This is a genomic window from Oleiagrimonas sp. MCCC 1A03011, assembly GCF_003267965.1.
In the GTDB taxonomy this organism is placed as follows: Bacteria; Pseudomonadota; Gammaproteobacteria; order Xanthomonadales; family Rhodanobacteraceae; genus Oleiagrimonas; species Oleiagrimonas citrea.
This window is the reverse complement of the sequence record NZ_MSPY01000003.1, coordinates 185530-197769: the sequence shown is the minus strand read 5'-3', so window position 1 is coordinate 197769 and position 12240 is coordinate 185530. Positions and strand designations below refer to the sequence as shown.

Annotated in this window: 11 protein-coding genes; 4 read left to right on the top strand and 7 right to left on the bottom strand. The window is 66.8% G+C overall.

Going from position 1 to position 12240, the window contains the following annotated elements; genetic code table 11:
- Window positions 1-78 precede the first annotated feature (78 nt).
- From BTJ49_RS07475 to BTJ49_RS07460, 4 genes are read right to left on the bottom strand one after another with little or no spacing between them, the layout of a single operon-like run.
- Window positions 79-438 (bottom strand): hypothetical protein, encoded by a 360-nt coding sequence (locus BTJ49_RS07475; RefSeq protein WP_113064764.1) that lies wholly within the window; start codon window positions 436-438, stop codon window positions 79-81.
- A 52-nt stretch (window positions 439-490) separates the two neighbouring features.
- Complete coding sequence (locus tag BTJ49_RS07470; protein ID WP_113064763.1) at window positions 491-904, bottom strand: roadblock/LC7 domain-containing protein; 414 nt, start codon at window positions 902-904, stop codon at window positions 491-493.
- On the bottom strand, window positions 901-1437 hold the full coding sequence (locus BTJ49_RS07465) for an ATP/GTP-binding protein (protein WP_113064762.1): 537 nt from the start codon (window positions 1435-1437) through the stop codon (window positions 901-903). Before BTJ49_RS07465 ends, BTJ49_RS07470 begins: the two co-directional genes overlap by 4 nt.
- The gene (locus BTJ49_RS07460; protein ID WP_146742295.1) at window positions 1434-2066 is read right to left on the bottom strand and encodes a hypothetical protein; all 633 of its coding nucleotides are present in this window, start codon (window positions 2064-2066) and stop codon (window positions 1434-1436) included. Before BTJ49_RS07460 ends, BTJ49_RS07465 begins: the two co-directional genes overlap by 4 nt.
- 560 nt (window positions 2067-2626) lie before the next feature.
- Between BTJ49_RS07460 and BTJ49_RS07455 the strand changes: the two genes are divergently transcribed.
- Window positions 2627-4171: a cryptochrome/photolyase family protein gene (locus BTJ49_RS07455; RefSeq protein WP_113064760.1), complete on the top strand. Its 1545-nt coding sequence runs from the start codon at window positions 2627-2629 to the stop codon at window positions 4169-4171.
- Between the two features lie 164 nt (window positions 4172-4335).
- Window positions 4336-5226, top strand: a complete 891-nt coding sequence (locus BTJ49_RS07450; protein WP_113064759.1) for an NAD(P)-dependent oxidoreductase — start codon at window positions 4336-4338, stop codon at window positions 5224-5226.
- Window positions 5227-5245: 19 nt separating this feature from the next.
- Here BTJ49_RS07450 and BTJ49_RS07445 read toward each other — a convergent pair whose 3' ends face one another.
- From BTJ49_RS07445 to ligA, 3 genes are all read right to left on the bottom strand, one after another.
- Entirely contained in the window at window positions 5246-5812 is a 567-nt protein-coding gene (locus BTJ49_RS07445) for a DUF1453 domain-containing protein (RefSeq protein ID WP_240601769.1), read from the bottom strand.
- Window positions 5813-5916: 104 nt separating this feature from the next.
- Window positions 5917-6915: a cupin domain-containing protein gene (locus BTJ49_RS07440; RefSeq protein WP_113064757.1), complete on the bottom strand. Its 999-nt coding sequence runs from the start codon at window positions 6913-6915 to the stop codon at window positions 5917-5919.
- A gap of 6 nt (window positions 6916-6921) precedes the next feature.
- Window positions 6922-9324: an NAD-dependent DNA ligase LigA gene (gene ligA, locus BTJ49_RS07435; protein ID WP_113064756.1), complete on the bottom strand. Its 2403-nt coding sequence runs from the start codon at window positions 9322-9324 to the stop codon at window positions 6922-6924.
- A gap of 141 nt (window positions 9325-9465) precedes the next feature.
- Here ligA and nhaD point away from each other — a divergent pair, with 141 nt between their 5' ends.
- Together nhaD and BTJ49_RS07425 are read left to right on the top strand one after the other, a co-directional pair.
- The gene (gene nhaD, locus BTJ49_RS07430) at window positions 9466-10872 is read left to right on the top strand and encodes a sodium:proton antiporter NhaD (RefSeq protein ID WP_113064755.1); all 1407 of its coding nucleotides are present in this window, start codon (window positions 9466-9468) and stop codon (window positions 10870-10872) included.
- Between the two features lie 130 nt (window positions 10873-11002).
- On the top strand, window positions 11003-12232 hold the full coding sequence (locus tag BTJ49_RS07425) for a cation:proton antiporter (RefSeq protein ID WP_113064754.1): 1230 nt from the start codon (window positions 11003-11005) through the stop codon (window positions 12230-12232).
- The last annotated feature ends 8 nt before the right edge of the window (window positions 12233-12240 follow it).

The following is a 12240-nucleotide window of genomic DNA, read 5'->3' as shown; positions in this document are numbered from 1 at the left end:
TCGCGCGGGACGCACATTCCCGGCACAGTCCCAGCGCTGCGCCCGCATGCGGCGCATGCGTTGCGAACAGCCGGTGAATTACAGCTCGAGTCCCTTCTCGACCTCCAGCACCTTGCGACGGGCCAGCGCGAGATTGGACTTGTTCCGATCCAGCACGACATAGAGGAACAACCCATCCTTCGAGGCGATGGGTCGGATGATGTGATACGCCTTGTGCAGCGAGATCAGTACATCCTCGATCTCGTCATCCAGCTTCAAGGCATCCATCGTGCGCATCTTGGCGCGAATCACCTCGGTATTGCCCGCGGCGGCCGCTTCCATGTCGATTCCCGAACCGGCCTCGCCCAGGAGCATCCCGCTGCTGTAATCGACCAGCGACACGGCTTGTGCGCCGTCGATGGACAGCAGTTCCTGCAGCGATTCGGACAGATTGGACATCTTCGTTCCCCTTCTTCGGTTGAATGTTCGCCACGAACGATCGTGACCGTTGTCAGGCCGAGGAAAGCGTCGCCGCGATTTCCCTGGCGCATTCGCGGGCGGCCCACAGGACCTTGCCCATCACGCTTTTCTGCGAGCAGGCGACCATGAGCAGCAAGGGTTCGCGCGCGCTGCTGATCGCCAGCATCAGGACCTTGCCGTTCTCGGCGTCGAGCATCAGCGCCTGCAACTCGCCCAGCGCCAGCTCGCGGCCGATGGCCGAAGCCAGCGCCAGCATGGAGCTGGTCATCGCAGCGAGCTTTTCCTCGCTGACCTGGGAAGTGCTGGAATGAGCGATGGCGAAACCGTCGACACTGGCCACGACCGCCGCGCGGATGCCGACGAGTCCGCTGGCCAGGGTATCGAGATGTTTCTGCAGATCGGCGTGTTGCGTGCTTACCGGCGTATCCCTTGCCGTGGATTTCATGCGCACCCCATTTCGGCGGATTCGATTTCGCTGACCAGCATGTCCATGAGCATCAGCACCTGTTCCTCGTTGCGTGCGTCGACGGGCGCCAGCGGCACGCGGCCGTCGATGGCGGTTTCGGCATCCATGAGCACGCGCTCCGCCCCCTCCTCGACCAGATCCAGTCGACTGAGGCCGATGACGATCGGCATGTCGCCGGCGTCGCGCGCCACGCTCAGGTAGCGCTCCACTTCCGCCTTCACCGGTTCGCGCGTGGCGTCGACCATGATCACTACGCCGGCCGCGCCCTTCAGCAGGGACGGCCAGACGAAATCGAAGCGCGTCTGTCCCGGCGCGCCGTACAGACGCAGACGGTCACCGTCCGGCAGTGCGATGTCGGCGTAGTCGAGCGCCACGGTCGTGGTCAGCTTGTCCGAACTCGGATCGGTGTTGGCGACATCCGTATCGACGATGTTGCCCGCGGCAATGGCGCGCACCAGCGTGGACTTTCCCGCACCCATCGAACCGAGCACCACGATCTTGTGCTCCCTCACGAAGCCGCCCTCTGCGCTTCGCGCACGCTGCGCCACCAATCCGCCAGGCGCGAACCGCCATGACGCCAGCCGACCTTCGCCGCATGCGCCGACGACGCTTCGGCGGGCCGCAGCTCCGCACACCCGGCCACGTATGCAGCGTGGGCGAAGGCCTGGGTCTGCTCCATGTCGATGCCCAGCATGTCGACACACTCGCGCGCACTGCTGGGACGCCTGAGCATCAGCGAACAGAGACGGAAGTGATCGTGACGGTGGGCCAGCAGGTGAAATCCCGGCCAGCGCCGAAGCCGCACGACGGTATCGGCGTCGATCTCGGCAATCCGGTGCTCTGGTCCGGCGTCCAGCGCCGCATCCCAGAGCAGGCTGGAAAGCGCCTGACTACGACGGTCGCGAACTCGCTCGTTCACGTTCGGGTCGACGCTCTCGCTCAGGCGAACCTCGCGGGCCATCGCGGCGAGATGCTGACCTAGCCGGCGCTCGTCCGGCGGTCCGGCTCCGAGACAGGAAACGCGCTGTGCCTTGAAATCGACGTGGAACACCGCGACGGCCCCGTGCAGAAGCGTGGCCTGTCCGGTCCCGCGGGCCGCACCCTCGCGCAGCGACTGCAACACGGGCCCTAGACCGCTCACGCCGGAATCGGTCGCTGGCATGGATTCGGAAAGATCGGGAGGGGAAGATATCGGGGAAATCGGGGAAGCCGCGCCTGCGGGTCCGGCGCTGCGGGGAAGCCGCCACAGAGGATCGCGATGGCGGAAAAGCGGGCGCACACGCACATCCCGGTCATGCTCGGACGCTGCGTGGGGCGCAGCGTCACTCGGGTACTCGTTCTCCACTGCGCACCCCCTTCATCATCCTGATAACGGCACGGTCATGCATGACACGCCATGCAGGGCATGACGCCTGTCGAACGTTCTTGCGACTCTAGTTAGCCTTCGAAACGAAATCGGTTTTGTGACCGGATAGGCACTATTTGCAATACGCGCACCACCCATAGACCGTACTGGTCCCACCCCTCGCTCACGCAAGAAAATACGATCCCGCCAGCCGATTCGAATGAGGGAGATCCCCTCGCGTACGCGAAAACACAACGCGTGAAATCGGGCATCATCGCCTCTTTCGGGTGCGGTTGGCCCCATCCGGGGCCCGATCTCGCCATCCCGATGCGAACCGGACATACGGAGCAGTAGTCATGCGCCATCTCGTCGTCGTACTGGGCGACCAACTGGACAGGCACTCCCCCGCGCTGGCGGATATCGATGCGGACAAGGACGCGGTGTGGATGGCCGAATGTGCGGCCGAGGCGACGCACGTCTGGAGCCACAAGGCGCGCATCGCGCTGTTCCTCTCCGCCATGCGCCATTTCCGCGATGCGCTGCGCGACGAGGGCCTGACGGTGCACTACACCGAACTCGACCCCGCGTCCGAGTTCGGACTGATCGCGCTGCTGGAACAGGACCTGGAACGCCTGCAGCCGCGCAGGGTGCTGGTGGTGGAACCCGGTGAATGGCGCCTGCGCGAAGCGCTCCTCGACCTGCGGCGACGCCTCGAAGGACGCATCGAGGTGGCGCTGCGCGAAGACACCCACTTCCTGTGCCCCCGCGCCGATTTCGAGCACTGGATGCAGGGACGCCGGCAGCCGCGCATGGAGCACTTCTACCGCCGCATGCGCCGCGAACACGACATCCTGATGCAGGACGACGGCACGCCGGTCGGCGGACAGTGGAATTTCGATCACGACAACCGCTCCGCCTTCGGCCGCGACGGGCCGCCTTCGGATCTGCCCGACCACCTCGGCTTCGAACCGGACGCGCTCACGCGCGAGGTACTGACGACGGTGCAGGATGCGTTCTCCCGCCATCCTGGCTCGCTGGAGCACTTCGACTGGCCGGTGACCCGCGCCCAGGCGCTGGACGCACTGGAGGACTTTGTCGCGCATCGCCTGCCCTGCTTCGGACGCTGGCAGGATGCCATGTGGGACGGCCTCCCGCCGCGGCGGGGTGCGCTCTACCACGCCCGACTGTCGGCCGCGCTGAACCTCAAGCTGCTCGGTCCGCGCGAAGTCTGCGAAGCCGCATGCCGGGCGCTGAAACGCGGCGACGCGCCAATCGAGGCGGTCGAGGGCTTCGTCCGGCAGATCCTGGGCTGGCGCGAATACGTGCGCGGCCTGTACTGGCAGCGCATGCCCGAACACGCCCGCGACAACGCGCTGGACACGCACGTCGCGCTGCCCGATTTCTACTGGACCGGCGACACCGACATGCACTGTCTGCGTGCGAGCCTGCGTGACACGCTGGAGACCGGGTACGCCCACCACATTCAGCGGCTCATGGTGACCGGACTGTACACGCTGCTGCTCGGCGTCGAGCCGAGCCAGGTGCACGCCTGGTACCTGGCCATCTACATCGACGCCGTGGAGTGGGTAGAACTGCCCAACGTGATCGGCATGTCGCAATGGGCCGACGGCGGCATCATGGCCTCCAAACCGTATGTCGCCAGCGGCAAGTACATCCAGCGCATGAGCAACTACTGCGCAAACTGCCGCTTCCGACCGGACGACACCACCGGTCCGCGCGCCTGCCCGGTCAGCGTGCTGTACTGGGATTTTCTCGACCGGCATCGCGAGCGCTTCGCCGAACACCCACGCATGAAACTGCAGGTGCGCAACCTGCAGCGCCGCGACGCGCAGGAAATGCAGCGCATCCGCGAACAGGCGCGAACGCTTCGCGGAGAATGAGTGTAGATCACCGCGCACCGATGCACGCGCGGATCGATCATGCATCGGCGGCACGTACCGCTCGACCGCCGTCTGGTCGAAAGACGCCACACCGATCCACCGTACGTACAGACGCCGCATGAAATAATCCGGGTTTCCCCGCAACGCATCGCAAGGAGTCCCTCATGCACGTCGGATTCATCGGACTGGGCGCCATGGGTCAGGGCATGGCCGCCAACCTGCTCTCCGCCGGACACACCGTGACCGTCTGGAACCGCTCGCAGGCACCGCTGGACGCACTGAAATCGCAGGGCGCACACATTGCCGAAACGCCCGCGCAGGTTGCATCCGGGGGCGTGGTGCTGAGCATGCTGGCCGACGATGCGGCCGTCCGCGCTGTGCTGCTGGATGGCGGCGTACTCGATGCGCTGCCGACCGGCGGCGTGCACGTCAACCACGCGACCATCTCGGTGCGACTGGCGCGCGAACTGAGCGACCTGCACGCGGCGCGCGACGTGCACTATGTCGCCGCGCCGGTGTTCGGCCGTCCCGACATGGCTGCGGCAGGCAAGTTGCATGTCGTGTGCGCAGGCGACCGCAACAGCCTCGAGCGCGTGCAGCCGCTGTTCGATGCCGTCGGCCAGCGCACCTGGCCACTCGGTGACGACCCGGTACGCGCCAGCGTGGCCAAGATCGCCGGCAACTTCATGCTGGCCTCGGCCATCGAGAGCATGGCGGAAGCCTCGGCGCTGACCCGCGCCCACGGCATTGAGGCCGCCGATTTCCTCGAGATCATGACGCAGACGCTGTTCGCCGCGCCGGCCTACCAGGGCTACGGCAAGCTGATCGCCGAATCACGCTACGAACCCGCCGGCTTCCCGGTGCGTCTGGGATTCAAGGATGTCGGGCTGGCGCTCGAAGCCGGCGACGACGCTCGTGTGCCCCTGCCCTTCGCCGGCGTGGCGCGCGAGGCGCTGCTGGAAGCGCTGGCCGGCGGCGGCGGCGAACGCGACTGGGCGTCGCTGGCGACCGTCGCCGCGCGGCGCGCGCATCTGGACGATCGCGACAAGAACTGACCCCAGCGCGGTCCACGCATCAGGCGGGTGGCTCGGGCATGGGCGCCGCCTCGTTGCGCCGGGTGCTGCGTTCGCGCAGAAAGCGGCGGTGATGCATCAGCAACCCGCTGTAGTAGACGATGTAGTACCCGACCAGCAGACCGAACACCAACAGCGTCAACGGCGTCGAGGCATGCTGGATCGGCGTCATGCTGGCGGCGCGCGCGCTGTCCTCGACCTGCGGCCAGACCACAATGAAGCGCCAGGCCAGTCGCCCAAGCAGCACGGCGGTCAGCAACGCGCCGATCCAGCGATTGGGGATGTAGCAATCGCCGCGCTGCGGATCCACGGTCCAGGTCGTCAGGCGCAATCCGACCAGACCGACCACGGCGCCGAGTGCGATGCCGCCCACCAGTCCTTCCAGCAGGTGCAGATCGCGCAGTCCGCTCAGACCAAGCAATGCGGCCAGCACGGCCAGGATCGCGATCCGCGCGAGCATGCGTTTGCGACGCACCGGCTGACGGCCGAACTGCCGGCTGATGCGGCGCCAGATCAGCAGCGCCACGAGAGGCACCGCCATCGCATAGGTCATCCAGTGAGCAGACACCGATTCATCCTCCTGATAGATCGCAGATCAGCCTAGCCGAATGCAGATCCGCCGACGTCTGCCGGAAGGCACGGATGCCGCGCGCCGTCGTGCCCACCGAACCGTCAGGGTTGCAGCGCCTGCGGCGACAGGCAGACATCCAGCCATTCGGTATCGGCGTCGACGGCCTCGAACTTCGACGCATCCGTACCGACGAGCAGGCATGCTCCGTCGGTCGACAGTTCCCGCAGCGCACCGTCCACGCCATGGATACGCAGCCGCCCGCGCAGCACGAACACGAACCGCGCACCGCCTTCCGGAAGCCATGCCGGCGCGCTGCATGCCTGCTCCGAATTTGCACGCAAGATCCGAACATCGGCCACGCCGTCGGTCGCCTTCGCGATACCCGTGTCGCGATACAGGCAGTGCGACGCCGACGCAGCCTGCCAATGAGCCTCGGTCGCCACGGCGTGCACGAAACGCTGCCCGCCGAACAAACGCTGCGGACGCCGCTCCGAAGTCGGCAGCGTCAAGGCGTGATCGCGCCAGGTTTCATGCTCGGCGGGGCAGCCGACCTCCACCACTTCCAGCCCCGGCGACGCCTCCAGCACGCGGTGCCGGATCGTCGGCGGCTGCAGCACACAGTCGCCCGCCTGCATCACGAACGGCGGCCCCTGGTCCTCGTAGACCACGCGCACCCAGCCGCGACGGCAGAAAATCATCTGGAAGCCGACCCGGTGATAGTGCACGTAATCGGGTACCGGCCCGCCGTCGGGAATGCGAATATGCGAGGCGATGACGCGCCCGTCCCACCGGCCCGGAATCAGGTCGCGGTACTGCATCCCGGCGCGTCCGACGATCCAGTCGGTCGAAGCGACGGCATCCCGCTCTGCCGGAATGGTCTCCGCTCCGCCTTCGGCATCATCGGGATGCGCTGCGTGCTCAACGCGCCGCAGACCCAGCGAGAGGCCGTATCCGGACAGTTCCGCCATGCGCGGTGCATCGGCCGGCATGATCATGTCCAGCCGGAAGCCCAGCTCGTCCGTGTAGCACGCCAGCGCAGCGTCCAGGTCGGCGCAGGAAATCGTGACGCGCAGCGGCGTCGCCGGTTGCGGATCAGTCATGATGTCTCACGCCTGCGCACCTGCGTGCTCGGTCAGGAAATCCTGCAGTTTCGCCTCGTCCCAGACCGCGACACCGAGCGACTCCGCCTTGGCCAGTTTGGAACCGGCCGACTCGCCGGCAACCACGAAGTCGGTCTTCTTCGACACGCTGCCGCTGACCTTCGCACCCAACGCCTCGAGCTTTTCCTTCGCCTCGTCGCGGGTCATCGTCGACAGCGTACCGGTCAGCACGACGGTCTTGTCCGCCAGCGGCTGATCAGTTTCCGCGGTGTCGCCGGACGCCGGTACGGCGTCGAGCAGACGCCGCATCGCGGCCTCGGCCTTGCGCAGCCGCGCCACGCGCTTCGCGTCGGCCAGGACATTTTCCAGTCCGGCCACCGCCGGTTTCGGCAAGCCGGCCGAACTCCAGTGCGCGGGACCCGCCTCGATCAACGCGTCCAGGGTAGGAAACTGCTCGGCCAGACGCGCGGCGTTGGTCGGTCCCAATCCCTGAATGCCGGCCTGATTCAGCAGCACCTTGAAGTCGAGCCGTTCGCCAAGCAGCGGCGACGGTGGGCCGACGTCGCTGAATTCGATACCCGCCGCCAGCAGCTGGTCGAGCACGTCGCGGTTGCCCGACTGCTGGAAGAAGGCCGCGATCGAAGTCGCGACTTCGCTGCCCACGTCAGGCAGAACGCGCAGGATCTGCGCCGGCATGGCCTCGATCATTTCCAATGATCCCAACCACTTGGCGAGAGTTTTTGCCGTGCTTTCGCCGATATGCATGATGCCCAGGGCGAACAGGAAACGCGCCAGCGTGGTGTGCTTGCTGGCCTGGATCGCCGCCTCCAGATTCTCTGCCCACTTGGTGGCGATCTTGCCCTGCTTGACGGTTTCCGGCGTGGTGCCGTCGCGTTCGTCGGCGCGGCGCTTCATGTCGAGAAAATCCTCGACTGTCAGGCCGTAGAGGTCAGCCGGGGTGTGCACGATCTCGAGCTCGACCAGCGCGTCGACGTAGCGCTCGCCCAGCCCGTCGATGTCCATCGCCTTGCGCGAGGCGAAATGGATCAGCGCCTCCTTGCGCTGCGCCGCGCAGATCAGGCCGCCGGTGCAGCGGTAGACCGCCTTGTCGTCCTCGCGCAGCAGCTCGGAGCCGCACACCGGACAGGTCTCGGGCATGCGCCACGGCTGCGCGTCCGGCGGGCGGTGCTCGGGCACCACGCGCACGACCTCGGGAATGACATCGCCGGCGCGGCGCACGATCACGGTGTCGCCGATGCGCACGTCCAACCGCGCCACTTGGTCGGCGTTGTGCAGGGTGGCGTGCGTGACGGTGACGCCACCGACCTGCACCGGCTGCATCCGCGCGCGCGGCGTGGCCGCGCCGGTGCGGCCGATCTGGATCTCGATGTCCTCCAGCACGGTCATCTCTTCCTGCGCCGGATACTTGTGCGCGATGGCCCAGCGCGGCGCGCGCGAGACAAAGCCCAGTTCGCGCTGGCCTTCGTAGTCGTCCAGCTTGTAGACCACGCCGTCGATGTCGTACGGCAGACTGTCGCGCTGCGCACCAATGCGGCGGAAATAAGCAATCAGGCCCTCGAAGCCCATGGCGGTGTCGACCAGCGGCGATACCGGAAAGCCCCAGTCGCGCAGGCGCTGCAGCGTGGCCGAATGCGTGGCCGGCAGTTCGCCGCCTTCGACGACACCCACCGCGTAGGCGAAGAAGCTCAAGCGCCGTTGCGCGGTCTTGGCCGGGTCCAGCTGGCGCAGCGAGCCGGCCGCGCCGTTGCGCGGGTTGGCCAGCGGCTTGACGTCGTGTTCGCGCGCCCAGGCATTGAACGCCTCGAAGTCCTTGCGCAGCATGATGACCTCGCCGCGCACTTCCAGCACGTCCGGCCAGCCCTCGCCGCGCAGCCGCAGCGGGATCGCACGCACGGTGCGCAGGTTGGCGGTGACGTCCTCGCCGGTCTCGCCGTCGCCGCGCGTGGCGCCCTGCACGAACACGCCGTGCTCGTAGCGCAGGCTGATGGCCAGACCGTCCAGCTTCGGCTCCACCGAGAACACGGGGTCCTTGCGGCCCAGGGTCTGCTCGACGCGGCGCACGAAATCGCCGACCTCGGCGAAGCGCGTGGCGTCGTCGTCGCCCTCCTGCTCGAAGGCGTTGCCCAGCGACAGCATCGGCATGGCATGACGTACCTCGGCGAAACCGCCTTCGGCGCGCGCGCCGACCTTGCGCGAGGGCGAATCAGGACTCGCCAGTTCCGGGTGCGCGGTCTCCAGTTCGTCCAACTCGCGCAGCATGCGGTCGTACTCGACGTCGGGAATATCCGGATCGTCGAGCACGTGATAGCGGTAGTTGGCGTCTTCGAGGCGCTTGCGCAGCGCTTCGACGCGCTGCGCGGGATCGGCGTGGGCAGAATCGTTCGACATCGATGCACTTTCCTTCAATGACCCGCGAAGTGTACCTGCCCGCACACCGCAGGCTGACAGCGAACCGGCAAACCGCGTACCTTTGCAGCATTGCGTCCCGCGTCCGCGCGCGGACGCGACGATTCAATGCAAGGACCCCGCATGCGCTCGATCATCGCCCTCTTCGCCCTGGCGCTCGCGCCGACGGCCGCCATGGCCGAATCCACCGAGGCGAACTTCCACCTGACCCACCATCCGATCGGCTGGCTGGCGCTGCTGTTCTTCGTGCTGGCCTACGCCGCCGTGGTCGCCGAGGAACGCATCCAGATCGCCAAGTCCAAACCGGTGCTGCTGGCCGCCGCGCTGATCTGGGGCATGCTGGCGTGGAAGGTCGGCGCCGGTCACGACGCGGCCTCGCCGGTGAAGATCGCCTTCGAGGGCATGTTCCTGGACTACTCGGAACTGTTCTTCTTCCTGGTGGTGGCGATGACCTACGTCACCGCCATGGGCGAACGCGGCGTGTTCGAAGCGCTGCGCGCGCAGATCACCAAGCGGCATTTCAGCTACCGGCAGCTGTTCTGGATCACCGGCACCCTGGCGTTCTTCCTGTCGCCGATGCTGGACAATCTGACCACCGCGCTGGTGATGTCGGCGGTGATTCTTGCGCTGGGCGCGGGCAACGCGCGCTTCATCACCCTGGCCATGATCAACCTGGTCGTGGCGGCCAACGCCGGCGGTGCCTGGAGCGCGTTTGGCGACATCACCACGCTGATGGTGTGGCAGGCGCACAAGGCCCAGTTCGCCGACTTCTTCGCCCTACTGGTGCCGTCGCTGGTCAACTGGCTGGTGCCGGCGCTGGCGATGAACTTCGCGGTGCCGCGTGGCAAGCCGGAGGGCCTGTCCGGCGAGGCGCACATCAAGCACGGTGGCATCGGCATCTGCATCAGTTTCGCGCTGACCATCTTCATGACCGTGGTCGGCAAGCAGTGGCTGGGCATGCCGACCGCATTCGGCATGCTGACCGGCCTGGCGCTGCTGAACCTGGTGGCCTCACGCATCGACCGCCGCCTGCGCCGCTACGCCCTGGCCAACGGCCAGACCAAAATCGAGGAAAAGGGCTATTCGATCTTCAAGATCATCGCCAATGCGGAGTGGGACACACTGCTGTTCTTCTACGGCGTGTTCGCCTGCGTCGGCGGGCTGGCCGCGATCGGCTATCTGGAAATGGCCTCGCGCCTGCTCTACGGCGGCATCGGTTTCACCCTGGCCAACACCGGCATGGGCCTGCTGTCGGCGATCATCGACAACATCCCGATCATGTTCGCGGTGCTGAAGATGAACCCGCCGATGGATCTGGGCCAGTGGCTGCTGATCACCCTGACGGCCGGCGTCGGCGGCAGCCTGCTGTCGGTCGGCTCGGCCGCAGGTGTGGCGCTGATGGGCGTGTCACGAGGTCTGTACACCTTCCGCACCCACCTGAAGTGGAGTTGGGCCATCGCGCTGGGCTTCGTCGCCAGCGTGCTGGTGCATCTGGCCTTCGACGCCATGCATCTGTTCGGCGTGTCCTGAGCGCTACATCCACCGACGACCGCAGACATCCCCAATCTGGGGGCGCGCCGTGCGGCCGAACGCGCATGTTTCGGCGGCCTTCGCTCATGTAGGATCGGGGCAACGCCACTCCTGACGGAATCGTTCCGCCATGCATCACGCCAGTGACATCCTGCTGACGCTCTTCATCATCTTCGTCGCCGCTCAGGTCGGCTCGGAAATCGCCCAGCGCCTGCGCATGCCGGGCGTGGTCGGCGAGATCGCCGCCGGCTGCATCATCGGCCCGTCGCTGCTCGGCTGGATCGCGCCGGCGCAGATCGCTGCCGGCCAGCCGCTCGACGCGCTGGCCGAAATCGGCGTGGTGCTGCTGCTGTTCTCGGTTGGCCTGGAAACCCGGCTGGAAGACCTGAAGAAAGTCGGCAAGAGCGCCTTCCTGGTCGGCGTGCTCGGCGTCATCGTGCCGTTCATTGCCGGCGTGCTGTGGGCGCATGGGTCGGGCTTCGCCTGGGTCAAGTCGATGTTCGTGGCCGCGGCCTTCGTCGCCACCTCGGCCGGCATTACCGCGCGCGTGCTGCAGGAACTGGGCGTACTGCGGCGCACGGAGAGCCGCGTGATTCTCGGTGCGGCGGTGATCGACGACATCCTCGCCATGCTGCTGCTGGGCGTGGTGTCCTCGCTGCAGGGCGGCGGCGAGATCAACGTGCAGTCGTTGCTGTTCACGCTGCTGGGCGCGATCGGCTTCCTGGCCATCTTCGGCTGGGCCGGCACGCAGATGGCGCGGCGGCGCTCCTACTGGCTGGACAAGCCGATCAGCTCGCATTCGCCGCTGACCATCGTCCTGGCGCTGTGTCTGGGCCTGGCCTTCCTGTCGACGAAATTCGGCCTGGCCGCCATCATCGGCGCGTTCCTGGCCGGCATGATCGCTTCCGAGACCAAGCAGCGCGAGACCCTGGAAAAGCGCATGCAACCGCTGCTGGCGCTGCTGACGCCGTTCTTCTTCGTGGTCACCGGCGCCAAGATCAACCTGAACGAACTGGCCAGTTGGGACGCTGTGTGGATGCTGATCGTGGTGACCGTCATCGCGATCCTTTCCAAATTGCTGGGCGGTTTCCTCGGCGCACTGGCGCTGGGCAAGCGCGGCGCGACCATCGTCGGCTTCGGCATGGTGCCGCGCGGCGAAGTCGGCGTGGTGATCGCGGCGCTGGGCTTGGCTGCCGGCGTATTCAGCGAGCGCGTCTACGCGGTGATCGTGGCGATGTCGCTGCTGACCGCCGTGGTCACGCCGCCAGTGCTATCGATGCTGCTCAAGCGCAGCCCGAGCGAACCCGAACCACCCACCGAGGACGGCGACGCGGCGACATCCGGCCACAGTCACGAGTGACCCGCCCA

Bases quoted from the DNA above. Each gene is read 5' to 3' on its own strand.
- BTJ49_RS07450 (WP_113064759.1), top strand. From the start codon at position 4,336: ATGCACGTCGGATTCATCGGACTGGGCGCCATGGGTCAGGGCATGGCC.
- BTJ49_RS07455 (WP_113064760.1), top strand. From the start codon at position 2,627: ATGCGCCATCTCGTCGTCGTACTGGGCGACCAACTGGACAGGCACTCC.
- BTJ49_RS07475 (WP_113064764.1), bottom strand. From the start codon at position 438: ATGTCCAATCTGTCCGAATCGCTGCAGGAACTGCTGTCCATCGACGGC.
- BTJ49_RS07425 (WP_113064754.1), top strand. From the start codon at position 11,003: ATGCATCACGCCAGTGACATCCTGCTGACGCTCTTCATCATCTTCGTC.
- nhaD (WP_113064755.1), top strand. From the start codon at position 9,466: ATGCGCTCGATCATCGCCCTCTTCGCCCTGGCGCTCGCGCCGACGGCC.
- ligA (WP_113064756.1), bottom strand. From the start codon at position 9,324: ATGTCGAACGATTCTGCCCACGCCGATCCCGCGCAGCGCGTCGAAGCG.
- BTJ49_RS07470 (WP_113064763.1), bottom strand. From the start codon at position 904: ATGAAATCCACGGCAAGGGATACGCCGGTAAGCACGCAACACGCCGAT.
- BTJ49_RS07440 (WP_113064757.1), bottom strand. From the start codon at position 6,915: ATGACTGATCCGCAACCGGCGACGCCGCTGCGCGTCACGATTTCCTGC.